The 25,830-nt window shown below is 59.8% G+C and carries 22 protein-coding genes and 1 pseudogene; 4 read left to right on the top strand and 19 right to left on the bottom strand.

Features of this window, described 5'->3' with window-relative positions:
• Nucleotides 1-60: 60 nt before the first annotated feature.
• The 6 genes from ABJ99_RS19180 to ABJ99_RS19155 form a co-directional block, all read right to left on the bottom strand.
• Nucleotides 61-1,500, bottom strand: coding sequence for an aminotransferase-like domain-containing protein (locus tag ABJ99_RS19180; protein ID WP_054087158.1), 1,440 nt, complete (start codon nucleotides 1,498-1,500; stop codon nucleotides 61-63).
• Nucleotides 1,501-1,722: 222 nt separating this feature from the next.
• The gene (locus ABJ99_RS19175) at nucleotides 1,723-2,538 is read right to left on the bottom strand and encodes an OmpA family protein (protein WP_054087157.1); all 816 of its coding nucleotides are present in this window, start codon (nucleotides 2,536-2,538) and stop codon (nucleotides 1,723-1,725) included.
• The gene (locus ABJ99_RS19170; protein WP_054087236.1) at nucleotides 2,535-2,888 is read right to left on the bottom strand and encodes a DUF4398 domain-containing protein; all 354 of its coding nucleotides are present in this window, start codon (nucleotides 2,886-2,888) and stop codon (nucleotides 2,535-2,537) included. Before ABJ99_RS19170 ends, ABJ99_RS19175 begins: the two co-directional genes overlap by 4 nt.
• Before the next feature lie 11 nt (nucleotides 2,889-2,899).
• Nucleotides 2,900-3,727, bottom strand: a complete 828-nt coding sequence (locus ABJ99_RS19165) for a substrate-binding periplasmic protein (protein ID WP_054087156.1) — start codon at nucleotides 3,725-3,727, stop codon at nucleotides 2,900-2,902.
• Nucleotides 3,728-3,861: 134 nt separating this feature from the next.
• Entirely contained in the window at nucleotides 3,862-4,791 is a 930-nt protein-coding gene (locus ABJ99_RS19160; protein WP_054087155.1) for an electron transfer flavoprotein subunit alpha/FixB family protein, read from the bottom strand.
• On the bottom strand, nucleotides 4,792-5,541 hold the full coding sequence (locus tag ABJ99_RS19155) for an electron transfer flavoprotein subunit beta/FixA family protein (RefSeq protein ID WP_054087154.1): 750 nt from the start codon (nucleotides 5,539-5,541) through the stop codon (nucleotides 4,792-4,794).
• A 500-nt stretch (nucleotides 5,542-6,041) separates the two neighbouring features.
• Here ABJ99_RS19155 and ABJ99_RS19150 point away from each other — a divergent pair, with 500 nt between their 5' ends.
• Nucleotides 6,042-7,697, top strand: coding sequence for an electron transfer flavoprotein-ubiquinone oxidoreductase (locus ABJ99_RS19150; RefSeq protein WP_054087153.1), 1,656 nt, complete (start codon nucleotides 6,042-6,044; stop codon nucleotides 7,695-7,697).
• A 45-nt stretch (nucleotides 7,698-7,742) separates the two neighbouring features.
• Here ABJ99_RS19150 and ABJ99_RS19145 read toward each other — a convergent pair whose 3' ends face one another.
• Nucleotides 7,743-8,636 (bottom strand): AraC family transcriptional regulator, encoded by an 894-nt coding sequence (locus ABJ99_RS19145; protein WP_054087152.1) that lies wholly within the window; start codon nucleotides 8,634-8,636, stop codon nucleotides 7,743-7,745.
• 180 nt (nucleotides 8,637-8,816) lie between these two features.
• Between ABJ99_RS19145 and ABJ99_RS19140 the strand changes: the two genes are divergently transcribed.
• Nucleotides 8,817-9,869, top strand: a complete 1,053-nt coding sequence (locus ABJ99_RS19140; RefSeq protein WP_054087151.1) for an NAD(P)-dependent alcohol dehydrogenase — start codon at nucleotides 8,817-8,819, stop codon at nucleotides 9,867-9,869.
• Between the two features lie 11 nt (nucleotides 9,870-9,880).
• Here ABJ99_RS19140 and ABJ99_RS19135 read toward each other — a convergent pair whose 3' ends face one another.
• From ABJ99_RS19135 to leuC, 9 genes are all read right to left on the bottom strand, one after another.
• Nucleotides 9,881-10,690: an IclR family transcriptional regulator gene (locus tag ABJ99_RS19135; protein ID WP_054087150.1), complete on the bottom strand. Its 810-nt coding sequence runs from the start codon at nucleotides 10,688-10,690 to the stop codon at nucleotides 9,881-9,883.
• 76 nt (nucleotides 10,691-10,766) lie between these two features.
• Entirely contained in the window at nucleotides 10,767-12,077 is a 1,311-nt protein-coding gene (locus ABJ99_RS19130; protein ID WP_054087149.1) for an MFS transporter, read from the bottom strand.
• 292 nt (nucleotides 12,078-12,369) lie between these two features.
• Nucleotides 12,370-13,632, bottom strand: coding sequence for a galactonate dehydratase (gene dgoD / locus ABJ99_RS19125; RefSeq protein ID WP_259469590.1), 1,263 nt, complete (start codon nucleotides 13,630-13,632; stop codon nucleotides 12,370-12,372).
• Nucleotides 13,589-14,224, bottom strand: a complete 636-nt coding sequence (locus ABJ99_RS19120; protein ID WP_054087148.1) for a 2-dehydro-3-deoxy-6-phosphogalactonate aldolase — start codon at nucleotides 14,222-14,224, stop codon at nucleotides 13,589-13,591. Before ABJ99_RS19120 ends, dgoD begins: the two co-directional genes overlap by 44 nt.
• Nucleotide 14,225: 1 nt before the next feature.
• A complete protein-coding gene (locus tag ABJ99_RS19115) occupies nucleotides 14,226-15,230 on the bottom strand; it encodes a 2-dehydro-3-deoxygalactonokinase (RefSeq protein WP_054087147.1) in 1,005 nt (334 codons plus the stop codon).
• Nucleotides 15,231-15,396: 166 nt separating this feature from the next.
• On the bottom strand, nucleotides 15,397-16,509 hold the full coding sequence (asd, locus tag ABJ99_RS19110) for an aspartate-semialdehyde dehydrogenase (protein ID WP_007244780.1): 1,113 nt from the start codon (nucleotides 16,507-16,509) through the stop codon (nucleotides 15,397-15,399).
• Between the two features lie 70 nt (nucleotides 16,510-16,579).
• Complete coding sequence (leuB, locus tag ABJ99_RS19105; RefSeq protein ID WP_054087146.1) at nucleotides 16,580-17,662, bottom strand: 3-isopropylmalate dehydrogenase; 1,083 nt, start codon at nucleotides 17,660-17,662, stop codon at nucleotides 16,580-16,582.
• A gap of 149 nt (nucleotides 17,663-17,811) precedes the next feature.
• Nucleotides 17,812-18,453 carry a 3-isopropylmalate dehydratase small subunit gene (gene leuD, locus ABJ99_RS19100; protein ID WP_054087145.1) on the bottom strand — a complete coding sequence of 214 codons (642 nt, stop codon included), beginning with the start codon at nucleotides 18,451-18,453 and terminating at the stop codon, nucleotides 17,812-17,814.
• Nucleotides 18,450-19,877: a 3-isopropylmalate dehydratase large subunit gene (gene leuC / locus ABJ99_RS19095; RefSeq protein WP_054087144.1), complete on the bottom strand. Its 1,428-nt coding sequence runs from the start codon at nucleotides 19,875-19,877 to the stop codon at nucleotides 18,450-18,452. Before leuC ends, leuD begins: the two co-directional genes overlap by 4 nt.
• Nucleotides 19,878-20,022: 145 nt before the next feature.
• Here leuC and ABJ99_RS19090 point away from each other — a divergent pair, with 145 nt between their 5' ends.
• The gene (locus ABJ99_RS19090; RefSeq protein ID WP_054087143.1) at nucleotides 20,023-20,895 is read left to right on the top strand and encodes a LysR family transcriptional regulator; all 873 of its coding nucleotides are present in this window, start codon (nucleotides 20,023-20,025) and stop codon (nucleotides 20,893-20,895) included.
• A 67-nt stretch (nucleotides 20,896-20,962) separates the two neighbouring features.
• Nucleotides 20,963-23,134 carry a putative bifunctional diguanylate cyclase/phosphodiesterase gene (locus ABJ99_RS19085; protein WP_054087142.1) on the top strand — a complete coding sequence of 724 codons (2,172 nt, stop codon included), beginning with the start codon at nucleotides 20,963-20,965 and terminating at the stop codon, nucleotides 23,132-23,134.
• 80 nt (nucleotides 23,135-23,214) lie between these two features.
• Here ABJ99_RS19085 and ABJ99_RS19080 read toward each other — a convergent pair whose 3' ends face one another.
• From ABJ99_RS19080 to ABJ99_RS19070, 3 genes and pseudogenes are all read right to left on the bottom strand, one after another.
• The gene (locus tag ABJ99_RS19080; protein ID WP_005893722.1) at nucleotides 23,215-23,658 is read right to left on the bottom strand and encodes an Hsp20 family protein; all 444 of its coding nucleotides are present in this window, start codon (nucleotides 23,656-23,658) and stop codon (nucleotides 23,215-23,217) included.
• Nucleotides 23,659-23,786: 128 nt separating this feature from the next.
• Nucleotides 23,787-24,739, bottom strand: a pseudogene (locus ABJ99_RS19075) (tRNA dihydrouridine synthase).
• Nucleotides 24,740-24,767: 28 nt separating this feature from the next.
• On the bottom strand, nucleotides 24,768-25,229 hold the full coding sequence (locus ABJ99_RS19070; protein WP_054087141.1) for an acyl-CoA thioesterase: 462 nt from the start codon (nucleotides 25,227-25,229) through the stop codon (nucleotides 24,768-24,770).
• Nucleotides 25,230-25,830 lie beyond the last annotated feature (601 nt).

The following is a 25,830-nucleotide window of genomic DNA, read 5'->3' as shown; positions in this document are numbered from 1 at the left end:
TTTTGAGGCCACGCTGACAAGGCAAGAGTTCCGATTAATTGACAAAAAAGCGCGTTCCGCTCAGTAGACCGGAACGGTGTCATGACACAGCTGTTTCGCCAGCATACCCAGCGTCATCAGCGCGCGCTCCGCCTCCTTGTTCCACGGCATGCCGCAGTTCAGGCGGATGCAGTGGTTGAACTGCTCGGTATTACTGAAAACAAGGCCTGGCGCAATACTGATGCCTTGCTCCAGCGCGCGAACATGCAACTCTTGCGTGTTGACCCGGCCCGGCAGACTGACCCACAGAATGAAGCCTCCTGCCGGGCGGCTCATCTGCGTACCTTCAGGAAAGAACTGCTGCACGGCGAGCTGATAGGCGCTGAGGTTCTTGCGGTATTCCAGACGTATGAAGCGTAGATGCCGGTCATAGCCACCGTTCTCAAGGTACGCAGCAACCCCCATCTGCGTGACGCTGCACGCGGAGTGCGTGCTGAAGGTCTGCAAACGCTGAATCTCGGCCTGGTATTTGCCAGCGATTATCCAGCCGACGCGCACGCCCGGCGAGAGTGTCTTGGAGAAGCTGGAGCAATAGATCACCCTCCCCAGCCGGTCGAACGCCTTGAGCGCCTTGGTACGTCCGACCTCGAACATCAGCTCGCCGTAAACGTCGTCTTCAACCACCTGAATATCGAAATCGGAAGCCAGACGCAGCAGGTTTTTCTGCCGCTCCTCGGGCATGGTGCCGCCCAGAGGATTACTGAGCCGCGAGGTCAGCACCAAGGCCTTGATCGACCACTGATTAGCCGCCAGTTGCAGAGCCTCGAGGCTGATACCGGTGGCCGGATCACTGGGAATCTCGATGACTTTCAGACCCAGCAGATCGGCGAGCTGCAACAAACCGTAATACGCCGGGGATTCCGCGGCGATCAGGTCGCCGGGCCGGGTCAGCACCCGCAGGGCCATTTGCAGCGCATCGACACAGCCATGCGTAATCACCACTTCCGACGGATCGACCACCACGCCTGCATCGCGCATGCGAATCGCAACCTGCCTGCGCAGCGGCTCGAAACCCGGGCTGAACATATAGCTGAACGCGCGCGGACTTTGAAAACGCGTCACCTTGGCGAGTTGCTGATGCAGCGCACGCACCGGCAGATAATCCACATGCGGCACTGCCGCGCCCAAGGCGAACACTCCATCACGGCGCGATTCTTCGAGCACTTGCTGAATGATACTGCTGCGAGTGACCAGCCCGGGCCGCTCGACGCGCGCGATGTCTGGCGTGGAGGCGGTCAACGCAGGCGTCTGGTGAACGTAATAACCGGACTGCGGACGCGCCCGGATCAGGCCTTGATCTTCGAGATTGGCATACGCCTGCAACACCGTGGCATGACTGACATTGAGCTGCGAGCTCATCTTGCGAACCGACGGCACTCGCTCCCCGGGCTGATAGACGCCGCGTCGAATGTCTTCAGCCAGTTGCTGAGCGATGCGCTGATAAAGCAAAAGATTGGTCATGGCACAGCCTCGAAAAGACCGGTAACTTTTTATTTTTAAAAATACAGATCGATAATAACCGGTGCAGTCAAGAAGTGTACGGGAACAGTTTACGATCAAGCCAGCGATCGCCACCGCTGCGCGAAAAATAAACGCGGCCATACACGCCATATACGCGCCGTTTAAAGCCAAAAAAAACCCGAGACCGTTACCGGCGTCGGGCTTCTTTACAGGCAATTGATGTTAACGAGCGGCGCCCAGCTGACCTTTTTCATCCGAAAACACAATTTCGACACGGCGGTTCTGCGCTCTGCCGCGTTCGGAGGCATTGCCATCTACAGGAAACTGCTGGCCGTAACCCTGAACCTGGATACGTTTTTCGTCGATGCCCAGATCCATCAGCATGTCCGCGACCGCTTGCGCCCGATCCTTCGACAGATTCAGATTTTCCTGACGATCACCGGTACTGTCGGTGTAGCCCTCGATCCGCACTACACGACGCGGATTGATCTGCAGAAACTGCACGACCTTGAGAATGGTGCGACTGGCAGAGTTTTTCAGCTCGGCATGCCCGGCGTCGAACAGTACGTCGCCCAGGGTCATGACCAGACCGCGATCAGTCTGCGTGGTTGCCAGACTGAGGATCTGATCTTCCAGCCAGCGCCCCTGCTGCTGCGCGCTGGCCAGTTTGGCTTCACGCAGCGCCAGTTGCATACGCTGGCGCTCAAGGTCCATTTTCGCCAAACGCTCCTGACTGAGCAGCAAATTGCTGTGCTCACGGGCGATTTCGCTATAGCGGCTACTCAGGTACGCGTAATGACTGACATCCGCGCCACTGCCCAGATAGCTGGACAAGCGCTCGGCGCGGGCCAGGGATTCACCGGCACGGATGACATCCTTCGGCGCGCTGCGCAGCACGTCAGTGTCCTCCTTGACCTTCTGGAAATCGGCATTGGCCTGCTGCAGCGCTTGCCCGCTGTCTTGATGACCGGCACAGCCATACAGACCGGCCGAACCCAGCAGCAGGCATACGCTTAGTACACACGGGATACGGTTCATTGCGCCTCCCCCAGTTGCTTGCGCAAGCGATTGAGACGGGTATTCAGTTGATTGACCTGCTCCTGACTCTTGAGCGTGAGGACTCGCGCTTCCGCCAACCGCGCATCCAGCTCGGCCCGCTCCGCGTTCATGCGTGCTTGCTTGTAGGACTGCGCCGCCATTGCCGCACGCGCTTCAGCGAACGAGGACAGGGCGGTTTCCATTTCCGGCTGATCATCAGTGGCACCGACGGCCTTGGCCTGCTGCAGGGCCTGCTCGGTCAGTTTGAATTGCTCGGTCGGGACAGGATCACTGGCACAACCGACCAGTATGGCGATTGCCGTGACGGCAATTGAAAGACGAATACTCACAAAAAACATTCCTACTTGTTTGAGGCGCTGGCACCGGCGGGCTGCAACAACTGGGTTTTCCATAATTCCAGATTGTGCCTGATGACTTCGCTCGCAAGGCCGGAGTCCACAGATTCTGTCATCTTTTTCGCCAGCTGTCCGCGCAACCATGGATCGTTGCAGGCCGAGTTGAACGACAATGCCAGATAGAAACCCGGTGTATCGACCGGCACAGGCTGAGCAATCAGGTCCGAAGACAGGCCCAGGGTCTGCACCATGACCATCCCGGCATAGCGCCCGGCAAGCACATAATCCGCTTCGCCCAGCGCCAGCTTCTGAAAGGCCGGAGTCAAACCTGGCACCCGCTCCAGCGTCAGGTGCTGCCTGGTCAGTGCTTCAAATGACGGCGTCAGGCGAGTCTTTTCCGACATGACTCCCGGATGCCCGTGCAGCTCGCCCAGCGTATTGAACGGCACAGCATGATCGCGACGAGTCCAGACCACGATGTCGTTCTGCACGATCGGCGGATGAATATAATCGAGGATTTCGAGCTGAGCGTCATTCAAAGGTGCATCCGCCAGCATGTCCATGCGCCCGCTGCGCACTTCTTCAAGCGCCTGACTGCGCTTGCCGCCGTACAGAAACTCGACCTTGACACCCAACGTGCCTGCCGCTTGACTCAGCAGATCGGCATTCGCGCCCATCAGGTGGCGAGGGTCCTGGGGATCACGCCATAAGTATGGCGGTGCATCCGGGCTGCCTGTCACGATCAGACGCTCGCATTTACCGGCGGCAAGGGCCAGCGGAGGCAGCAGTAGCACGCCCGCCAGCAGCGAAGTCAGCAGCCTGTTGCGGCCCATGATGAGTCCTTCTGAAATCGATAAAAAAACCCGTTCAATCCGGGCAAGCGTACCGCAGACTTGCTGCGGGCACACACCATGGACGGAACGGGTTCTCTTTATAGTGGAAGAGCAAGGCTTGAACCAGACGTGGTTTAAACCAGCTTCTCCAGTTCAGGAATGGCTTCGAACAGATCAGCCACCAGACCGTAATCGGCCACCTGGAAGATCGGCGCCTCTTCATCCTTGTTGATCGCGACGATCACCTTGGAATCCTTCATGCCGGCCAGATGCTGGATCGCGCCGGAAATACCGACCGCGATGTACAGCTGTGGCGCAACGATCTTGCCGGTCTGACCGACCTGCATGTCGTTGGGCACAAAACCGGCGTCGACCGCCGCGCGGGAAGCGCCGACCGCAGCGCCGAGCTTGTCGGCCAGGGTGTACAAGTGCTTGAAGTTATCGCCATTCTGCATGCCGCGACCGCCGGAAACGACGATTTTGGCTGCGGTCAGCTCTGGACGATCAGACTTGGCCAGTTCTTCGCCTACGAAGCTCGATTTGCCCGCATCGTGAACCGCCGAAACCGCTTCGACGGCCGCCGAGCCACCTTCAGCAGCCACCGGATCGAAGCCGGTAGCACGCACGGTGATGACCTTGACCGAGGCCGTGGACTGCACAGTGGCAATCGCGTTACCGGCATAGATCGGGCGAGTGAACGTGTCAGCCGACTCTACCGAAACGATCTCGGAGATCTGGTCCACATCCAGCTGCGCGGCAACGCGAGGCAGAATGTTTTTGCCATTCGACGTGGCTGCGGCCAGCACATGGCTGTAACCGGAAGCCAGCTCGACCACCAGCGGCGCGACGTTTTCCGGCAGTTGATGCGCGTAGGCCGCGTTATCAGCCACAAGCACCTTCGTCACACCGGCAATTTTCGCAGCCGCTTCGCCAATCGTGCTGATGCCCGAGCCAGCGACCAGCAGGTGAATGTCACCGCCGATCTTCTGCGCGGCAGCAACGGTATTGAGCGTAGCCGGGGCTACGGTCGCATTGTCGTGTTCAGCGATAACCAGGATCGTCATTTAGATTACCTTCGCTTCGTTTTTCAGTTTCTCGACCAGTTCAGCCACCGACTTGACCTTGATGCCTGCGCTACGTGCGGCAGGCGCTTCAACCTTGACGGTCTTGTTGGTCGAGGCCGTGGAAACACCCAGTGCATCAGGCGTCAGCACTTCGAGCGGCTTCTTCTTGGCTTTCATGATGTTGGGCAGCGAAGCGTAACGTGGCTCGTTCAGACGCAGGTCTGTAGTCACGATGGCGGGCAGGCTCAGGGAAACGGTCTGCAGACCGCCGTCGATTTCGCGGGTCACGGCAACCTTGTCGCCGGTCACTTCGACTTTCGACGCGAAAGTCCCTTGCGGATAGCCGCTCAGCGCAGCGAGCATCTGACCGGTCTGGTTGTTGTCGCTGTCGATCGCCTGTTTGCCGAGGATCACCAGTTGTGGCTGCTCCTTGTCGACAACGGCCTTGAGCAGCTTGGCCACGGCCAGGGAAGTCAGTTCTTCAGCGGTTTCGACCAGAACGGCACGATCGGCACCCAATGCCAGAGCAGTACGCAACTGTTCCTGAGCAGTGGTCGGGCCGATGGTAACCACCACGATTTCGCTCGCAACGCCCTTCTCTTTCAAGCGTACCGCTTCTTCAACAGCGATTTCGCAGAAAGGATTCATGGACATTTTGACGTTGGCCAGATCGACGCCGGAGTTGTCCGCCTTGACGCGAACCTTGACGTTGTAGTCGACCACTCGTTTGACAGCTACAAGAACCTTCATGGATTCCTCACTCTCCGGTGAAAAGAAGTCGCCCGGCAGCGCCAGGCGATCGATATGTGTCCTCAACAAGCAATCGTATGGGTGCAGGCCAGCGTCCAACGGCCCTATAAAAGCTGGAAGCCACCCGTCAAGCACCGGCAGGATGTGTAAAATGCGCCGTGCGACGTTGACCTGTTGCCTGCACCGCGTTCGCCTGATGCCTTTTGGGAGATTCGGTCGAACCTCGTTTCAGCCTACGGCAAACGCAAAACCGCCCGTATCTTGACCGCAACGCCTTTTCCGGTCAATACGCCAAATCGGCCAGTTCCGGGTCTGGTGTCTTTGATTTATCTGGCCTGCGGCCGATTCAAACAAACGTTTGTATTGGACCCGTGCAGTGGTGTAGATATAATGCGTGCCATTAAAAGACTGGCGGTGTCCAACACCTCCATAGGCCTGCAGCAGCACATAAAGCAGCGCCCCATAAAAACACCGTGAGCCTTGAGAGTAGGAGATAGCCTGTGGAACGCGAATACATGGAATTCGACGTCGTTATCGTCGGAGCCGGCCCTTCCGGGCTTTCTGCCGCTTGCCGCCTTAAACAGAAGGCCGCTGAAGCCGGAAAGGAAATCAGCGTCTGCGTGGTGGAAAAAGGCTCTGAAGTAGGTGCTCACATTCTTTCCGGCGCAGTGTTCGAACCCCGCGCGCTGAACGAACTGTTCCCGAACTGGCAGGAACTGGGCGCTCCGCTCAATACGCCGGTCAAGCGCGACGACATCTATATGCTGCGCGACGCCGAAAAAGCCCAGAAAATCCCCGATTTTTTCGTGCCCAGGACCATGCACAACCAGGGCAACTACATCATCTCTCTGGGCAATCTGTGCCGCTGGCTCGCTCAGCAGGCTGAAAACCTCGGCGTGGAAATCTATCCGGGCTTTGCCGCTCAGGAAGCGCTGTTCGACGAGAACGGCGTGGTGCGCGGCATCGTCACCGGAGATCTCGGCGTCGACCGCGAGGGCAATCCGAAAGAAGGCCTGTACACGCCCGGCATGGAACTGCGCGCCAAATACACGCTGTTCGCCGAAGGCTGCCGTGGCCATATCGGCAAGCAATTGCTCAAACGCTTCAACCTCGACGACGAAGCCGATGTGCAACACTACGCCATCGGTCTGAAGGAAATCTGGGAAGTCGACCCGGCCAGACATGAACAGGGCCTGGTGGTGCATACCGCAGGCTGGCCACTGAATGATGCCAATCCGGGCGGCTCGTTCCTGTATCACCTGGAAAACAATCAGGTGGTGGTCGGCCTTATCGTCGACTTGTCCTACAGCAACCCGTATCTGTCGCCGTTCGACGAATTCCAGCGCTACAAGCATCACCCGGTCATCAAACAATACCTGGAAGGCGGCAAGCGCATCAGCTACGGTGCCCGCGCCATCGCCAAGGGCGGCCTGAATTCGCTGCCGAAGATGGTTTTCCCGGGCGGCGCACTGATCGGCTGCGATCTGGGCACGCTGAACTTCGCCAAGATCAAGGGCAGCCACACGGCCATGAAGTCCGGCATGCTCGCGGCCGACTCGGTGGCAGACGCGCTGTTCGCCGGCAACGAAGGCGGCGACGTGCTGACCTCCTACGTCGATGCCTTCAAAGCCAGCTGGCTGCATGCAGAGCTGTTCGCCAGCCGCAATTTCGGCGTGGCAATCCACAAATACGGCGCGATCAAGGGCGGCGCATTCAACTTTATCGATCAGAACCTCTTCGGCGGCAAGCTGCCGTTCACCCTGCACGACACCAAGCCTGATTATGCCTGCCTCAAGCTGGCGGCGGACTCGAAGAAAATCGATTATCCCAAGCCCGACGGCAAGCTCAGCTTCGACAAGCTCAGCTCGGTATTCCTCTCCAGCACCAACCACGAAGAGGAACAACCCTGCCACCTGAAGCTGACCGACCCGAGCATCCCGATCAGCAAGAACCTGCCGCTGTACGACGAACCTGCCCAGCGCTACTGCCCGGCAGGCGTGTACGAAGTCATTACCAAGGAAGATGGCGAGAAGCGCTTCCAGATCAACGCGCAGAACTGCGTGCACTGCAAGACCTGCGACATCAAGGACCCTTCGCAGAACATCACCTGGGTAGCACCGGAAGGCGCTGGCGGACCGACCTACCCGAATATGTGAGGTGGAGCAGCTGTAAGCTAAAAGCGGCAAGCTTGTAGCTTGCAGCTAAACCCTACAGCCCTCTTCACCCGGACTCCTTTCAAAGTAACGTTTGTATTCCCGGCTGAACTGCGACGCACTCTGATAGCCGACCTTGAGCGCGACCTGAGCCACGTTCAGGCCTTCAGCGACCAGCAGTTGCTGGGCCTTGAGCAGGCGCAGGCGCTTGAGGTACTGCACCGGCGACAACAGCGTGCTGCGCTTGAAGTGTTCGTGAAAGGTCGAGGTGCTCATGTTTGCGCAGCGCGCCAGGGTGTCGACGTTCAACGCGTGATCATAATGATCGTGCAGATACGTCACCGCCGAGGCGATCCGCGCAAACTGGCCCTGCTGTTCGACCAGAGCGCGCAACACACCCGACTGCGGCCCGCGCAGCGCGCTGTACAACACGTCACGGACACGTGACTGGCCCATCGCCTGACATTCCAGCGGATCGTGCAGACAGCGCAGCAGCCGCTCGACGCTGTCGCGCATTGCGTGGTCGATCACTACCGAGGTCATGGATTCCGGGGTCTGCAACTGGCTTTCGCGCACGCTTGCCGCACCCAGCGCCTGCACCAGCTCGCCAAGCAGCACGCGGTCGATGGCCACTGATACGCCGTACAGCGGCTTGTCCGGCGTGGCAAAGGTTTCACACTTGAAGGGCACGGAAAGCGCCTGAATCAGGTAGTGCCCGGTGCCGTACTCGAAGGTGCGCGGCCCCAGGCAGGCAACCTTGCTGCCCTGCACCACAATCATCAGGCTGGGCTCGTAGATCTGCGGGCTGCTGGCCACGTAGCCGAAGGCCGACAGAACGCGTACCTCGGGCAGATGCGTGGCAACAAAGCCGGGGCGAACGGCCAGGGGCTTGATCAGGGAAACCAGTGTGGCGTTTCCATCCAGGGGAAAAGCGAGCGACATGGGAGGCGAGCCGGCAGAGAAATAGACAGCTGCATCATCGCAGATTTAAGCCTCGCAGCCGACCCTCGATCATCCGGCCGGAGAAATAGGCATGAAACACGGAGGATTCACCATAGCCGGGGCTGGCGCGAATCCGGACAATGGTTCGCCTCTATTCCGTTACACCTTGCGAGGTCATTCATGTACACAGCTATCGGTTACGCCGCTCAGTCAGCCACCGCCCCCCTCGCCCCGATGACCTTCGAACGTCGCGCTCCGCGTGCCGACGACGTTGCCATCGAAATCCTCTATTGTGGTGTTTGCCACTCCGACATCCACCAGGCGCGCAACGAATGGGGCATCGCTGTTTACCCGCTGATGCCCGGCCACGAGATCGTCGGTCGCGTCACCGCTACCGGCGCCAACGCCACCCAATACAAGGTCGGTGATCTGGTCGGGGTCGGCTGCATGGTCGACTCGTGCCGCGAATGCTCGGCCTGCAAATCGGACCTCGAGCAGTATTGCCTGGAAGGCCCGACCATGACCTACGCCACGCCAGACCGCGTGGACGGCAGCAATACTATGGGTGGTTACTCGAACAGCATCGTGGTCGCCGAGCACTTCGTCGTGCGCGTTCCAGAGAAGCTCGACCCGGCCGCCGCCGCGCCTATTCTTTGCGCAGGCATCACCACCTATTCGCCGCTCAAGCACTACGGTGTCGAGGCTGGCGACAAGGTCGGTATTCTGGGCATGGGCGGTCTGGGCCACATGGGCATCAAGTTCGCCAAAGCCATGGGTGCTGAAGTTACCTTGTTCACCCGCTCCGCAGCCAAGGCTCAGGAAGCACGTCGTCAGGGCGCCGACCATGTAATCGTCTCCACCGACGCCGAACAGATGAAGGCCGCTGCCGGGCACTTCGACTTCCTGCTCGACACCATTCCGGTGCAGCACGACCTGAACCCCTACCTGGAAACGCTGCGCTTTGATGGCGTGCACATTCTGGTCGGTCTGATCGAGCCTATCGAGCCGCCTGTCCATGCAGCACACTTGGTGATGAGCCGTCGCGTGCTGGCCGGCTCGCTGATCGGCGGCATCGCCGAAACCCAGGAAGTGCTGGATTTCTGCGCCGAAAACGACATTACCTGCGACATCGAAATGCTCGATATCCGCAACATCAACGAAGCCTACGAGCGCATGCTGGCCGGCGACGTGAAATACCGCTTCGTGATCGACATGGCTACATTGAAAGCCTGATTCGGTCCGAATCAGCCGCCGAGATCGGCTGAGAGTTCCGCTGCTATCAGCTTGATCAGCGGAACCAGCTCGGCCATTTTCTCGAGCGGCATGTAAGGCACGGTACTGGCAACACTGATGCCGGCAACAATCTGTTTGCTGGCATCACGTACCGGCGCTGCCACACAGCGGATCGACGGTTCGTTGTCTTCCAGATCGAACGCATAACCGCCCTGCACGTACTCTTCCCTTCGCGCTTTCAGCTGTTCCCAGGTTTGCTGCTCATGCGCAGGCCACAACGGGTTTCTGCCTGAGGCTGGCATGCTGACCTCGTAAAGCCGCTGCCACTCCGCTTGCGCACTGTCCAGCAACAACGCCTTGCCGATCCCGGTCCGCACCAGCGGCATGCGGTGCCCGACCCGCGAGCGCATTTCCGGTCCGTTGCGGCCGGGGTTTTTGTGCAGGTACAGCACGTCGTCACCCTCCCGAACCGCCAGATGCACGGTATCGCCGGTCAGTTCGGACAGTCGATCCAGATACGGTCGCGCAAGAATGGCCAGTGGCACTTCTTCACGCGCCTGAAACCCCAGTTCGATCAGTTTCGGCCCAAGCAGATAACCCACTTGTGGCACAACGCGAAGGTAACGTTCTTCGACCAGGCAACTGGCCAGCCGGTGGGTGGTGCTGCGCGTGGTGCCGATCAGCCGGGCAATCTCTTTCAGGTCCCGTGCACCGCCGGCCACCGCCTGCACTACGCCCAGACCGCGCAACAGGGTCTGGGTGCCGGTCGGTGCCGGTTCCTTGCGGGTGGTAGTTGCAGAGGGGAGTACGTCGTTTTGCATCACAGGCCATCTTCAGAAAAAGTTCAGATCGAAAAACTGGCAACATTATCGTCGCCAGCGTCCGCACGCGTCGACCTCAGAGCTCGATACGCTCGACTTTTCCTACCAGCAGGATGTAAGACAGCGCACCCAACAAGGCCAAAACCGAGATGTAGGTGATGGCCGGCGCAAACGAGTCGCCCGTTGCCAGAAAGCCGATCACGATCGGCGTGGTGATGGCCGCCAGGTTACCGATGAAATTGAACGTGCCACCGGTCAGGCCCAGCAGGCGTGCCGGGGCCAGGGTAGAGACCAGCGACCAGGTGATCGATGCCAGACCGTTGCCAAAGAACGCCAGGGCCAGAAAGGTGATGACCAGCGGCGTGGAATCGACGAAGTTGGCGCCGATGATCGAGGTCGATATCAACAGCCCGGCAATGATCGGCAGTTTGCGGGCGAAGCCTACGCTGTGGCCGCGGCGGATCAGCCAGTCAGAGAAGAACCCCGAGCACAACACGCCGACGAAGGCCGCCAGAAACGGCAGCGACGCCAACAGCCCGGATTTGATGAAGTCCATGCCTCGGTATTTCACCAGATAGGTCGGGAACCAGGTCAGGAAGAACCACAGCGTAGAGTTCAGGCAGAACTGCCCCAGGTAGATGCCCCACAACTTGCGCTTGCTCAGCACGATACCCAGATCCAGCCAGTTGAAACCCTGTTTCTGCTTTTCAGCGTCCTTCTGGATATCCACCAGCCCGCCGCCCTCTTTGATGAGGTCGATCTCCTGCTGGTTGACGCCTTTGAAGTCACGCGGCTCGCGGTACACCATGTACCAGATCAACGCCCACAACACGCCGACGCCACCCGTTGCGACAAACACCATGTGCCAGCCGTAATGCGCCTGCAACCAGGCCAGTACCGGAGTAAGAAAGGCCAAACCGACGAACTGCCCGGAGGTGTAGACGCCAATGGCCGTGGCGCGCTCGCGCTCGGGAAACCAGGTGGTCACCACGCGGCTGTTGATCGGATAGGCAGGCGCCTCCAGCGCGCCGACGGCCATGCGCAGCACGAACAGCGCGATGAAGCTGGCGGCAAAGCCGAGCATGATGGTCGCGAGGGACCAGAGCAGCAGCGCAGCGGTGTAAAGGAGGCGCGGCGGCACCCGGTCCACCAGCCAGCCACCGGGCAATTGCATGGCAGCGTAAGTCCAGCCGAACGCCGAGAAGATCAGCCCGACGTGCACTGTATCAAGCCCCAGTTCGGCGGTCAGTGCAGGGGCGGCGATGGACAGGTTGCTGCGGTCCAGGTAATTGATCACCACGGTGATGAACAGCAACACCATGATAAAGAAACGTTTGCGGGACGGCGTCACCAGGGATGCCGCACCCTCCAGAGTTCGAGTGCGCATGGAATGTAGCCTCTTGTTGGATTTATATACAACGAGCTCTCGCTCCCACGCTCCGCGCTCAGTACTCTACACAAGTCCTGAGAAGCCCATAGATTGGCTTCTGCCCGAAGGGCGTGGGAGCGAACCGGGCGACGCTTCGCTTGTTCGCGAAGACGGTAGTTCAGCCGATGCGTTTTTCGGGGAATGCACCGACCCTTTCGCGAACAAGTTCGCCCACGGCCTTCGGCCAGAATCAAAAGCGGACTTGTATAGAACGCTTAGCGCAGAGCATGTGCACAGTAGTGGGATCGCTCTACCACTCCGCAAAACTGCCATCCGCATGACGCCAGATCGGGTTGCGCCAGCGGTGGCCGATGGCGGCGCGTTCGATGACGTACTCTTCGTTGATCTCGATGCCCAGGCCGGGGCCGTTGGGGATCTTGACCATGCCTTTGTCGTAGTCGAAGACTTCCGGGTGCTTGACGTAATCGAGCAGGTCGTTGCTTTCGTTGTAATGGATACCCAGGCTCTGCTCCTGGATGAAGGCGTTGTAGCAAACCGCGTCCAGTTGCAGGCACGCCGCCAGCGCGATAGGCCCCAGCGGGCAATGCAGTGCCAGTGCAACGTCGTAGGCTTCGGCCATGTTGGCGATCTTGCGGGTTTCGGTGATGCCGCCGGCGTGCGAGGCGTCCGGCTGGATGATGTCGACGTAGCCTTCGCTCAACACGCGCTTGAAGTCCCAGCGCGAGAACAGCCGTTCGCCCAAGGCAATCGGCGTGCTGGTCAGCGGTGCCAGCTCTTTCAGCGCCTCGTAGTTTTCGCTGAGCACTGGTTCTTCGATGAACATCAGCTTGTAGGCGTCCAGTTCCTTCATCAACACCTTGGCCATCGGCTTGTGAACACGGCCGTGGAAATCCACGCCAATGCCGACATTCGGTCCCACCGCATCACGCACGGCAGCGACGTTGGCCAGCGCAAGATCGACCTTGTCAAAGGTATCGAGAAATTGCAGTTCCTCGGTGCCGTTCATTTTCACCGCGGTAAAACCGCGCTCGACGGCTTCTTTGGCCGCCCGCGCCGTGTCGGCAGGACGGTCACCGCCGATCCACGAGTACACACGAATCTTGTCCCGAACCTGACCACCCAGCAGATCACTCACCGAAACACCCAGCGCCTTGCCCTTGATGTCCCACAACGCCTGATCGATGCCAGCCAGTGCGCTCATGTGGATCGCGCCGCCGCGGTAGAAGCCGCCGCGATACAGCACGGTCCAGATATCTTCAATATTGCGCGGGTCCTTGCCGATCAGGTAATCGGACAGTTCTTCCACGGCAGCGGCCACGGTGTGTGCGCGGCCTTCGACCACCGGCTCGCCCCAGCCGACAACGCCCTCGTCAGTCTCGACCTTGAGGAAGCACCAGCGCGGCGGAACGATGAACGTGGTGAGTTTGGTGATTTTCATGGGTGCGGTTTCTCTTGTTGATTCTCTTATTGGATAGCGGCCATCGAACGGTAATACCTGCCCGTGCCGGTCAGTCTGCAAGCGCAGCGGTATGTAGCTTCCAGGCCGCCACATACGCCTTGGCCCGCTCGGCGACGTCGGCAGTGCTCATGCCCGGTTTGAACAGCCCGGAGCCCAGGCCGAAGCCTTTCACGCCCGCATCGAGGAACACCTTCATGTTGTCCGGCGAAATACCCCCGACCGGCAGCAGAATCGTGCCTTTCGGCAGCACCGCCAACCACGCCTTGACCACCGCGGGCGACATTTGCTCGGCCGGAAACAACTTGAGCACATCCGCCCCTTCAGCCAGCGCGGCAAACGCCTCGGTAGGCGTCGCCACGCCCGGCGACAGGAATAGCCCGGCAGCCTTGGCGGCGCGCAGCACTTTTGCATCGCTGTGCGGCATGACGATAACCTGACCACCGGCATCCTTGACCTGCGCCACCTGCTCCGGGGTCAGCACCGTGCCCGCGCCGATCAGGCAATCGGCAGGCAATTGCTGACGCAGCAGACGGATGCTGTCGAACGGCTGCGGAGAATTGAGCGGCACTTCGATGACCCGAAAACCGGCTTCGTACAACACGTCGCCCATCGCCGGTGCTTCTTCGGGGCGCAGGCCGCGCAGAATCGCGACCAGACCGTTTTCCTTCAATGCTTGCTTGAGCATGTCAAACCTCTCGAATGTGTTGGGATGACCGGCGCGCAATCAGGCCCGCCTGAACCGCTACCTGCCACAGGCCGCGCTCGGTGGCCTGTTCGGCCAGGGTCACCTTGGGAAAGCCACAGACCGCCAGCCCGCGCTGGTAACGCGCGCACAGCGCTTCGCTGCCGATGAGGATCACCGCAGGCAAGTGTTCATAGGTGTGCAGATGCAGCCTGGCAATGCTGCCCAGTTCATGGCCGATCAACAGGCCTGAAAGGTAGTCAGGCTGCGCGCTGGCCCCCAGTTGCCCGGTCAGGCCGAGCGTTCGGGTGCTGAATATGGTGGAAAGCGGTCCGGCGGCACCCGCATCAGACAGGGCAATCGACAAGCCGCGATCGAACGCCTGATCATCGAACGCATCGGCGGGCTGCATGGTGCGCCCAAGAAGGGTGTGCGCACACAGGGCGGCGTAGACCTCGCCGGTCATGAAGGTATCGAAATGAACGATGCGCCCGTGGGTCACTTGCACCCATTTCGAATGGCTGCCCGGCAGCCCGATGAGCAGCGGCTGACCGTCGACCTGGGCGTCGAGCCCGGCCAGCACGCCAAGCACCTGGGTTTCTTCGCCACGCATGACGTTGGGCAGGGTCGCGCGTTGCAGCACGCCCGGAATGATATGCACGGTCACGCCACTCTGGCTGCGCACCGTTTGCAGCGCCATGCTCAGCTCGTTGACGCTTGCCGGGGTTTCCTGATACGCCGCCTCACGCCAGCCCTGCGCGCTGCCGACCATGCCGCAGGCAATCACCGGTAAGCCCGGCTCGGCGTCAAGCCAGTCGCCGCAGGCCTGATCGAACGCCAGTTCAAAGCCATCGCTGCACAGTTGCCCGGAAATCAGGCGCGGCGTGGTTGGCAGCTGCATGATGCCCGCGCTCAGCGCGCGCTGTTCCAGCACCTGGCCATGTTCGCCAAGTCGATAAGCACGAAGGGAGGTGGTCCCCCAGTCGAGTGCGATCAATTGCGCCTGCATTGCGTCACCTGTTGTTTTATTGGAAGTGAGTGCAGGACGACTATAAACCTGTTGTCACAATTATCTCAATATGTAAATTTATATCCCATATATCGGGACAAAAGTAGCGAAGCATTAAAAAACCCGCGGCCCTTTCGGACAGCGGGTTTGGTGTAAAACCGAAGCCTCAACGCTCCAGCAGGATCCTCAGCATGCGCCGCAGTGGTTCAGCCGCGCCCCACAACAGCTGGTCACCGACGGTGAAAGCGCCCAAATACTGCGAACCCATGTTCAGCTTGCGCAGACGCCCCACCGGCACACTCATGGTGCCGGTCACAGCGGTCGGGCTCAGTTCTTGCGCGCTGGCTTCGCGGGTGTTCGGCACCAGCTTGACCCACGGGTTGTGCTGGCTGATCAAGCCTTCGATGTCCGCAATCGGCACATCCTTGTTCAGCTTGATGGTCAGCGCCTGGCTGTGGCAGCGCATGGCGCCGATGCGCACGCAGATGCCGTCGACCGGGATCGGGCTCTTGAAGCGACCGAGAATCTTGTTGGTTTCAGCCTGCCCTTTCCACTCTTCGCGGCTCTGGCCATTCGGCAAAGCTTTGTCGATCCACGGGATCAGGCTGCCGGCCAGCGGCACGCCGAAGTTCTCGGTCGGGAACGATTCGCTGCGCATGGCTTCTGCCACCTTGCGGTCGATATCCAGAATGGCGCTGGCCGGGTTGGCCAGTTCATCCGCTACAGACGCATGCACCGCGCCCATTTGCTTGATCAGTTCACGCATGTTCTGCGCGCCGGCACCGGAGGCCGCCTGATAGGTCATGACGTTCATCCATTCGACCAGACCGGCATCGAACAGACCGCCCAGGCCCATCAGCATCAGGCTGACCGTGCAGTTACCGCCGATGTAGTTCTTGGTGCCCGCGTCCAGTTGCTGGTCGATGACCTTGCGGTTGACCGGGTCGAGCACGATAACGGCGTCATCCTGCATGCGCAGGCTGGAGGCCGCGTCGATCCAGTAGCCCTGCCAGCCGGCTTCGCGCAGCTTGGGGAATACTTCGTTGGTGTAGTCGCCGCCCTGACAGGTCAGCACCACGTCCAGGGTTTTCAGCTCGTCAATGCTGTAGGCATCTTTCAGCGGGGCAACGTCCTTGCCCACCGAAGGCGCCTGGCCACCGACATTGGAGGTAGTGAAGAACACCGGCTCAATGAGATCGAAGTCCTGCTCTTCCCGCATCCGCTGCATGAGCACGGAACCGACCATGCCACGCCAACCGATCAGACCTACACGTTTCATCGCAACTACACCTTGAAAAAAAGTGGGACCGCCGCTCTGCGCATCAGCAGCAGGCGGCGGGCCAGAGAGATTACAGATTCCGCAGCGCGGCGACTACAGCGTCGCCCATTTCCCGGGTACCGACTTTGACTTTACCCTCGGACCAGATGTCGCCGGTGCGCAGCCCCCGATCCAGCACAAGGCTGACCGCTTTTTCGATGGCGTCTGCGGCGTCGGTCAGATTGAAGCTGTAACGCAGCATCATCGACACCGACAGAATGGTCGCCAGCGGGTTGGCGATGCCTTTACCGGCGATGTCGGGTGCCGAGCCGTGGCAAGGCTCATACATGCCCTTGTTGGCAGTATCCAGCGACGCCGATGGCAGCATGCCGATGGAGCCGGTGAGCATCGACGCCTGATCGGACAGAATGTCGCCGAACAGGTTATCCGTGACGATCACATCGAACTGTTTGGGCGCACGCACCAGTTGCATGGCGGCGTTATCGACGTACATATGGCTCAGTTCGACTTCAGGGTACTCCTTGGCCACCTGCTCGACGATTTCGCGCCACAGCTGGCTGGACGCCAACACGTTGGCCTTGTCCACCGAACACAGCTTTTTGCCACGCACCATCGCCATGTCGAAACCGACTTTGGCAATGCGGCGGATCTCGCTTTCGCTGTACGGCAGTGTGTCGTAAGCCTGGCGCTCGCCATTATCCAGCACGCGAGTGCCGCGTGGCGCGCCGAAGTAGATGCCGCCGGTCAGCTCACGGACGATCAGGATATCCAGACCGGCAACGATTTCCGGCTTGAGGCTCGATGCATCAGCCAGTTGCGGATAAAGGATCGCCGGACGCAGATTGCCGAACAGGCCCAGTTGCGAACGGATTTTCAGCAGGCCGCGCTCAGGCCGGATGTCACGCTCGATGGTGTCCCATTTCGGGCCGCCCACCGCGCCGAGCAGCACCGCATCGGCTGCACGGGCACGATCCAGAGTTTCATCGGCCAGCGGCACGCCGTGCTTGTCGATGGCCGCACCGCCGATCACGTCGTGGGTCAATTCAAAACCCAGTTGATACTTCTCGTTGGCCAGCTCCAGCACCTTGACCGCTTCGGTCATGATTTCCGGACCAATACCATCACCCGGGAGAATCAGAATCTGTTTGTTCATAACATCCTCAATGTGTGCAGCGGCGCTATTAGACAACGCCTGTTGATAACGCTGAATACGGCAAAAAATTTATCGCACGGCCAAAATGCCTTCGCGAGCAAGACGAATGAACGCCTTGCTCGCGAATCAAGCTGACCGTTGCCCGATGCTCAGTCGCGAAACAACCACGGCTGGCTGGCGCGGTGCCTGCTCTCGAAGCTGGCAATGGCTTCGGCATCCATCAAGGTCAGGCCGATGTCGTCCAGGCCATTGAGCAGGCAGTGTTTGCGGAATGCATCGATCTCAAAGTTCAGCACCTTGCCGTCGGGACGGGTCACGGTCTGCGCCTGCAGATCGATGCTCAGCTGGTAACCGGGACTGGCCTCGACCTGCTTGAACAGTTGATCGACGTCGTCTTCAGCCAGAATGATCGGCAGCAGACCGTTCTTGAAGCTGTTGTTGAAGAAGATATCGGCGTAGCTCGGCGCAATGATGGCGCAGAAACCGTACTCTTCCAGTGCCCACGGCGCGTGCTCGCGGCTGGAACCGCAGCCAAAGTTTTCCCGCGCCAACAGCACGCTGGCACCTTGATAACGTTCGTGGTTGAGCACGAAATCATGGTTCAGCGGACGCTTGGAGTTGTCCTGATAAGGCTGACCGACGTCCAGATAACGCCACTCGTCGAACAGGTTCGGGCCGAAGCCCGTGCGCTTGATCGACTTGAGAAACTGCTTGGGGATGATCTGGTCAGTGTCGACGTTGGCGCGATCGAGAGGCGCGACCAGGCCAGTGTGCTGGGTAAAGGCTTTCATGCTGGATTCCTCAATTCGCGAACATCGATGAAACGGCCCGTGACCGCGGCGGCAGCGGCCATTGCCGGGCTCACCAGGTGTGTGCGGCCACCGGCGCCCTGGCGGCCTTCGAAGTTACGGTTGGAGGTGGACGCGCAATGCTCGCCGGAGCCGAGGCGATCCGGGTTCATCGCCAGGCACATCGAGCAGCCCGGCTCGCGCCATTCAAAACCGGCGTCAATGAACACCTTGTCCAGCCCTTCCTTCTCGGCCTGGGCCTTGATCAGCCCCGAGCCTGGCACCACGATGGCCTGCTTGATGGTTGCAGCCACCTTGCGACCCTTGGCAACGTCCGCAGCAGCGCGCAGGTCTTCGATGCGCGAGTTGGTGCAGGACCCGATGAACACCCGGTCCAGCTGGATATCGGTAATCGGCTGATTGGCTTTCAGGCCCATGTATTTCAAGGCGCGCTCGATGGAGCCACGTTTGACCAGATCCGGCTCTTGCGCAGGGTCCGGCACGTTCTGATCGACGGCCAGGACCATTTCCGGCGAAGTGCCCCAGCTGACCTGCGGCTTGATCTGCGCGGCGTCCAGCTTGACCACGGTGTCGAACACCGCATCAGCGTCGGACACCAGATCTTTCCAGGCTTCGACGGCAAGGTCCCATTCAGCGCCCTTCGGTGCGAACGGACGGCCTTTGACATACTCGACGGTCTTCTCGTCGGTGGCAACCATGCCGACCCGCGCACCGGCTTCGATGGACATGTTGCAGATGGTCATGCGGCCTTCGATCGACAGGTCGCGAATCGCGCTGCCAGCGAACTCGATGGCGTAACCGTTACCGCCTGCGGTGCCGATCTTGCCGATCACTGCCAGCACGATGTCCTTGGCGGTCACGCCGAACGGCAATTGCCCTTCGACCGACACCAGCATGTTCTTCATCTTCTTGGCCACCAGGCACTGGGTCGCCAGCACATGCTCGACCTCGGAGGTGCCGATGCCGTGGGCCAGTGCGCCAAACGCGCCGTGGGTCGAGGTGTGCGAGTCACCGCAGACCACGCTCATGCCCGGCAGGGTTGCACCCTGCTCCGGGCCGATGACGTGGACGATGCCCTGACGCGGGTCATTCATCTTGAATTCGGTGATGCCGTATTCGTCGCAGTTGTCGTCGAGGGTCTGCACTTGCAGACGCGACACCTGGTCTTCGATGGCCTCGATACCGCCCTTGCGCTCCGGCGTGGTCGGCACGTTATGGTCGGGGGTGGCAATGATCGAGTCGATCCGCCACGGCTTGCGCTTGGCCAGACGCAGGCCTTCAAACGCTTGCGGCGAGGTCACTTCATGGATGATGTGGCGGTCAATGTAAATCAGCGCTGAACCGTCGTCGCGCTGCTTGACCAAATGCGAATCCCAGAGCTTGTCGTAAAGCGTTTTTCCGGCCATCGGACGTACTTCCTCATCAGCTTCTTTGTATGCCTCGGGCAATCATGAAGATGAGCCTTTGGCTTGTACGGTTATCCTAGGGATTGTGATTAAATAACTCAAATTAATAAATTTTTACGCCTGGATAACCAAATGGAATACGACCATGGACCTCGCCAATCTCAATGCGTTTATCGCCATCGCCGAGACCGGCAGCTTCTCGGGTGCCGGTGAGCGGCTGTACGTCACCCAGCCGGCCATCAGCAAGCGCATCGCCGGTCTGGAGCAGCAACTCAATGTGCGTTTGTTTGACCGTCTGGGCCGCGAGGTCAGCCTGACCGAAGCCGGTCGCGCCCTGCTGCCGCGCGCCTATCAGATCCTCAATGTGCTGGACGACACCCGCCGCGCACTGACCAACCTGACTGGCGAAGTCACCGGCCGGCTGACCCTGGCAACCAGTCACCACATCGGGCTGCATCGCCTGCCGCCGGTGCTGCGGGCGTTTACCCGCGCTTACCCGAAAGTCGCACTGGACATTCAGTTTCTCGATTCGGAAATCGCCTATGAGGAAGTTCTTCACGGGCGCGCCGAGCTGGCAGTGATTACACTGGCCCCAGAGCCGCATGCGCTGATACGCGCCGTGCCGGTGTGGGACGATCCGCTGGACTTCGTCGCCGCGCCGGAGCATCCATTGGCCAACAGCGGCCCTATGAAGCTGGAAGATATCGTGCGTTACCCGGCGGTGTTCCCGGGCAGCAACACGTTCACTCACCACATTGTCAGCAAGCTGTGCGAAGCCCAGGGCCTCAAACCCGACATTGCGATGAGCACCAACTACATGGAAACCATCAAGATGATGGTGTCCATCGGACTGGCCTGGAGCGTGCTGCCACGCACCATGCTGGACGAACAGGTGGCGCGCATTCCATTGCCGGGCGTGCAGCTCAATCGCCAGCTAGGCTACATCCTGCACACCGAACGCACGCTGTCGAATGCGGCCAGAGCATTCATGAAATTGCTCGATGCGCAGACACAGTAGATAGACACCGCAGCAGGACGCGGACCCATTGCTTTACCGGCTTCACTTATCGAAGGCTCGTGAACCCATGCCCAACCCGCCGCACACCGCCTCATCGCCAGCCGGGCTGACGCACACTGATGCGCTGCGCCTGCTCAAGGAGACCGGTGAGCGCCTGGAACTGGCGCTGGATCTGGCGCAGATGGGCACCTGGGATCTGGACGTCACCCACAACAGGCTGCAAGCCTCGGCGCAGGCGGCGTTTCTGCATGGCATGGACGCACTGCCCTTCGACGATGACGCCGAGCAGTTTTTCGGCAGGTTACCCATCGAAGAGCGCTGCCGGATGCGTGAGGCCTACCATGCAGCAATCGAACATCGTGACGACTACCTGCAGCTCATCTACCGTTTTCAACTGAAAAACGGCACCTCGCGCCTGCTCGAAAGCCGTGCGCGAATCTATCGGGATGATCAGGGTCAGCTGTCGAGGCTGGCGGGCACGCTGATGGACATCACCCAGAAACGTGCCCAGGCGGCGCTGGAGGCCAGCGAGGAGAAGTTTGCCAAAGCGTTTCACTCAAGCCCGGACTCGATCACCATCACTGAAATCGAGTCGGGCCGCTATGTAGAGGTCAATGATGGCTTCTGCCGCCTGACCGGCTTCAGTGCTCAGGAAGTGATCGGCCGCACGGCCCATGAAATCGGTATCTGGACCGACACCCTGCAACGCGAATTCATGGTCGATGAACTGCGTCAGAAAGGTCGCGTTCATCACCGGGAAATGAGCGGTCGCGACAAAAACGGCGACCCGCTGGTGCTGGATATCTCAGTCGATTTCATCACTCTCAACGACACCGCCTGCCTGCTCATGAACGCCCGCGATATCGGCCAGTTGAAGAACGCCCAGGCACAGATCCATCATCTGGCCTATCACGATCCACTGACCGGGCTGCCCAATCGTGCCCTGCTGATGGACCGCCTCAGCCAGCAGTTGTCCCTGCTCCAGCACCAGAACCTGCGCGGTGCGCTACTGTTCCTCGATCTCGATCACTTCAAACATATCAACGACTCGCTTGGTCATCCGGTGGGTGACAGCGTGCTGAACGTCGTGGCTGCGCGCCTTGAAGCCAGCGTGCGGCAGGAAGATACGGTGGCCCGCCTGGGTGGCGATGAGTTTGTGGTATTGATCTGCGGGCTGGACGGCTCTCTCGACGAAGTCACACACAAGGTGCGGGTACTGTCCGACAGTCTGCGAGATCTGTTGGCCGAACCGATGTTCCTCGACGGCCATCGTTTACAGGTAACGCCGAGCATCGGCATCGTGCTGATTCCGGACGACGGACTGACCCCGGCCGACCTGCTCAAACGCGCCGATATCGCCTTGTATCGGGCCAAGGATTCCGGGCGCAACGCCTCGCAGTTTTTCCATGTGTCCATGCAACAGGCGGTCAGTCAGCGCCTGCGCCTTGAAAACGACCTGCGCCTGGCGCTGGCACGCAACGAATTTCACCTGCATTTTCAGGCACAGGTCGACTGTCGCACCAATCAGATCACCGGCGCGGAAGCCCTGCTGCGCTGGCAGCACCCCGAATACGGGCTGCTGCCACCCGATCAGTTCGTCCAGATACTCGAAGAAAGCGGCATGATTCTGGAGGTTGGCAGCCGGATTCTCGACGATGCCTGTAAAATTGGCGGGCTGCTACTGAGTCAGGGCCTGGTCTCGAAAGATCGCTTCCTGATGGGCGTGAATGTCAGCCCGCGTCAGTTTCGTCAGAGCGACTTTGTAGAACGCGTCGAACATAGCCTGAAACAGCATCACTTGCCGGCCACCATGCTCAAGCTGGAAATCACCGAAGGCATCGTGATTCAGAATCTGGACGACACCATTCTCAAGATGCGCAAGCTCAGAGATCTGGGCGTGGGCTTTGCCATGGATGATTTCGGCACCGGCTATTCATCGCTCACCTACCTCAAGCGCTTGCCCGTGGATACGCTCAAGATCGACCAGTCATTCGTTCAGGACGCCACCAGCGACCCCAACGATGCAGAAATCATCCGTGCCATCGTCGCCATGGCACAAAGCCTCAACCTGCACGTCATTGCCGAAGGCGTCGAAACCCCGGAGCAACTGGCGTTCCTTGAACGGGTGGGTTGTTACAACTATCAGGGCTACCTGTTCAGCGAACCATTGCCCGGCCCGGAGTTCGAGTCTTTGCTGCAACTCAGGCGACCTGCGCAGGCAGCGGCCTCACAGGAGTGAAAAAAGGAAGGCACCCGAGGGTGCCTTTCCTGTGACTTGCTTGCTGTTTACGTGCCGCTGGATTCACGTCACCTGACGGATCAGTTTTCCAGCGCTTTCTGGCTATTGAGCGGAATGCGTTTTGGTTTCGCTTCTTCCGGCACGTTCCGTACCAGGTCAATATTCAGCAGGCCGTGAGACAGATCGGCCCCTTTGACTTCGATATTGTCCGCCAGCCTGAACGACAGCTTGAATTCACGCCGGGCAATACCCTGATGCAGATAGGTCACGTTTTCGGCCTCTTGCTCGCGCTTGCTGCCGATCACGGTCAGCACACCTTTTTCGACCTGCAACTCCAGATCCTGCTCTTGCATGCCTGCTGCAGCGATCACGATACGATAATGGTCATCGGTGTGCCGCTCCACGTTGTAGGGAGGGTAGCCGCTGGTTGTCTCATTTCGTGCCGCCGACTCGAACAGATCGTTGAAGCGGTCGAATCCCACTGAGTTGCGAAACAGTGGAGCCAGAGAAAATGCAGTAGCCATAACAATTCTCCTGTTTATCAGCGAGTGGTTAGAGCGACCCGTCTTCGGCATCGCCTGATCAGCAAAATAGGGACGGCAGTTTGCTTTTCAAGAGGGGTTTTTCAGATTTTTTTGAGCGTTCGCCGGGGTCAGCTTTTGGTTAAGCAGCCGAGCAATACGCTGATGCGGGCGCAGTCGGTTTCGCGCCGCAGCGTGTCGAACAGCACGGTGGCTTCCGGGTAGCTTTTGGTCAGCAGGGCCAGCCATTGTTTCAAGCGGCCCGGCGCCTGGATCAGGGTCATTTTGACCAGGCATTGCTGCCAGAAAACGCGCAGGATCGGCTGCAACTCGGCCCAGGTCATCGGCACAACCTCTTCACCCTTCTGCGCCGCAGCAATCTGCCGGGCCAGATCGGGGCGCGCTACCAGCCCGCGACCAATCATGATGTCCCGCGCGCCGCAGATTTCACGGCAGCGACGCCAATCCTCAACGGTCCAGATTTCACCGTTGGCCACCACCGGGACCTTGACCACCTCCTGAATGCGCGCAATCCACTCCCAATGCGCGGGCGGCTTGTAGCCGTCGACCTTGGTGCGTGCATGGACGACGATTTGCGCTGCTCCGCCGTCAGCCAGCGCTCTGGCGCAGTCCAGCGCCAGGTCGGTGTTTTCGTAGCCCAGGCGCATCTTGGCGGTGACTGGAATAGGTTTGGGCACGGCCCGGCGCACCTGGCTGACGATGGTGTGCAGCAGTTCCGGTTCTTTGAGCAGAACTGCGCCGCCACGGGAGCGATTGACGGTTTTGGCCGGGCAACCGAAGTCAGGTCCAGCACCGGTGCGCCCAGCTCGCAGGCGAACGCGGCGTTCTCGGCCAGGCACACCGGGTCGGAGCCCAATAGCTGGAGCCGCAATGGCGTGCCGGCATCAGTCTTCGCGCCCTTGTGAAACTCCGAAGCGTATTTGTAAAAGTAGTGCGCCGGCATCAAACGCTCGGATACTCGAATGAATTCGGTCACGCACCAGTCGATGCCACCGACCTTCGTCAGGGCATCGCGCAGGATGTCGTCAACCAGCCCCTCCATGGGCGCCAGAGCAATTTGCATGGGTCACACTCGAAAAAAGTCCGGCAGTTTACTGCCCGGCGTGCGGATTTGAAACGTCGTTGTCGAGAATGGCTGCGCCGTAGCCTTCGATGAACTCGGCGGGCATGCGTTTGGGTCGCCCGCTGGACAGTTCGATGCAGACAAAGGTGGTTTGCGCGCGTAACAGCGTCAGGTTGTCGGCAGGCCGCTTGAGCTGAAAGCAGCGGGTCATTTTCAGGCGGCGATCCCAATCGGTGATCCAGGTCGCCAGTTGCAGGTCGTCGTTCTCGTAGGCGCTGGCCAGGTAGTCGATCTCGTGCCTGACCACCGCCATGGCACGGTCCAGACGCCGATACTCGGTCAGGTCCAGGCCCAGATACTGCGAATGCCGCCAGGCGCAGCGCTCCAGCCAGGAGACGTATACGGCGTTGTTGGCATGCCCCAGCCCGTCGATGTCTTCGGCGCCGACGTTCAGGTCAATGACGAAAGGCGTTGCCCGATCCCAGACCATGCGTGCTCCTGCTTGAGTGAATGCTATTGGCGGGAGTGTAGCGAAGTCAGGATCTGCGGGAGCGAACTTGTTCGCGAAATGGCCCGTACAGTCGCAGAAATCGGGTCGCCTGAAACACAGTCTTCGCGAACAATGCGGATCGCCGCCTCGGTCGTCCCCGGCCCTTCGGGCAGAAGCAGGCTTGTGCATGACTATCGTGCCGATGCTCCGCGTCGGCATGCAGTTCTGGACGCTCTGCGTCCTCCTTGTGTTCGTGACGCTCTGCGTCATACAGCGGTTNCGTCGGGTTCCTTCGCCCTGACACTTACGTCGCACTCTGCGTTGTCAGTACCATCGCGATAGAAAAGCGCTTTCTTTTATGAACAGTGATCAGGGGGAAGGCATGACATTGTTGTGCAGCACCGATATGACGCAGAGCGTCATGAATGGCATTTCAATGCGGAGCACTGGCACAAGAATTGGTTGGTTTTGTGTATGACGATAAGAATAAAGTCAGAAAGGAAGGGTTTTCAAACCCCGGAAAAACAAAAGGGCCATTCAATAATCGAATGACCCTTGGTCCCGCAGAGCGGGAAATCGTGGCGTCCCCTAGGGGACTCGA

Origin of the sequence: Pseudomonas syringae pv. cilantro, from assembly GCF_001293775.1 — a bacterium.
GTDB lineage: Bacteria > Pseudomonadota > Gammaproteobacteria > Pseudomonadales > Pseudomonadaceae > Aquipseudomonas > Aquipseudomonas syringae_P.
This window is presented reverse-complemented; position numbering and strand designations above follow the sequence as displayed.

Bases quoted from the DNA above. Each gene is read 5' to 3' on its own strand.
- dgoD (WP_259469590.1), bottom strand. From the start codon at position 13,632: ATGTGGCGGCCTGGAAGCTACATACCGCTGCGCTTGCAGACTGACCGG.
- leuB (WP_054087146.1), bottom strand. From the start codon at position 17,662: ATGAACAAACAGATTCTGATTCTCCCGGGTGATGGTATTGGTCCGGAA.
- ABJ99_RS19160 (WP_054087155.1), bottom strand. From the start codon at position 4,791: ATGACGATCCTGGTTATCGCTGAACACGACAATGCGACCGTAGCCCCG.
- ABJ99_RS19165 (WP_054087156.1), bottom strand. From the start codon at position 3,727: ATGGGCCGCAACAGGCTGCTGACTTCGCTGCTGGCGGGCGTGCTACTG.
- ABJ99_RS19145 (WP_054087152.1), bottom strand. From the start codon at position 8,636: ATGTCGCTCGCTTTTCCCCTGGATGGAAACGCCACACTGGTTTCCCTG.
- ABJ99_RS19115 (WP_054087147.1), bottom strand. From the start codon at position 15,230: ATGCAGGCGCAATTGATCGCACTCGACTGGGGGACCACCTCCCTTCGT.
- ABJ99_RS19120 (WP_054087148.1), bottom strand. From the start codon at position 14,224: ATGCTCAAGCAAGCATTGAAGGAAAACGGTCTGGTCGCGATTCTGCGC.
- ABJ99_RS19135 (WP_054087150.1), bottom strand. From the start codon at position 10,690: ATGCAAAACGACGTACTCCCCTCTGCAACTACCACCCGCAAGGAACCG.
- ABJ99_RS19140 (WP_054087151.1), top strand. From the start codon at position 8,817: ATGTACACAGCTATCGGTTACGCCGCTCAGTCAGCCACCGCCCCCCTC.
- ABJ99_RS19155 (WP_054087154.1), bottom strand. From the start codon at position 5,541: ATGAAGGTTCTTGTAGCTGTCAAACGAGTGGTCGACTACAACGTCAAG.
- ABJ99_RS19180 (WP_054087158.1), bottom strand. From the start codon at position 1,500: ATGACCAATCTTTTGCTTTATCAGCGCATCGCTCAGCAACTGGCTGAA.
- ABJ99_RS19090 (WP_054087143.1), top strand. From the start codon at position 20,023: ATGGACCTCGCCAATCTCAATGCGTTTATCGCCATCGCCGAGACCGGC.
- leuD (WP_054087145.1), bottom strand. From the start codon at position 18,453: ATGAAAGCCTTTACCCAGCACACTGGCCTGGTCGCGCCTCTCGATCGC.
- leuC (WP_054087144.1), bottom strand. From the start codon at position 19,877: ATGGCCGGAAAAACGCTTTACGACAAGCTCTGGGATTCGCATTTGGTC.
- ABJ99_RS19130 (WP_054087149.1), bottom strand. From the start codon at position 12,077: ATGCGCACTCGAACTCTGGAGGGTGCGGCATCCCTGGTGACGCCGTCC.
- asd (WP_007244780.1), bottom strand. From the start codon at position 16,509: ATGAAACGTGTAGGTCTGATCGGTTGGCGTGGCATGGTCGGTTCCGTG.
- ABJ99_RS19070 (WP_054087141.1), bottom strand. From the start codon at position 25,229: ATGGTCTGGGATCGGGCAACGCCTTTCGTCATTGACCTGAACGTCGGC.
- ABJ99_RS19080 (WP_005893722.1), bottom strand. From the start codon at position 23,658: ATGGCTACTGCATTTTCTCTGGCTCCACTGTTTCGCAACTCAGTGGGA.
- ABJ99_RS19175 (WP_054087157.1), bottom strand. From the start codon at position 2,538: ATGAACCGTATCCCGTGTGTACTAAGCGTATGCCTGCTGCTGGGTTCG.
- ABJ99_RS19085 (WP_054087142.1), top strand. From the start codon at position 20,963: ATGCCCAACCCGCCGCACACCGCCTCATCGCCAGCCGGGCTGACGCAC.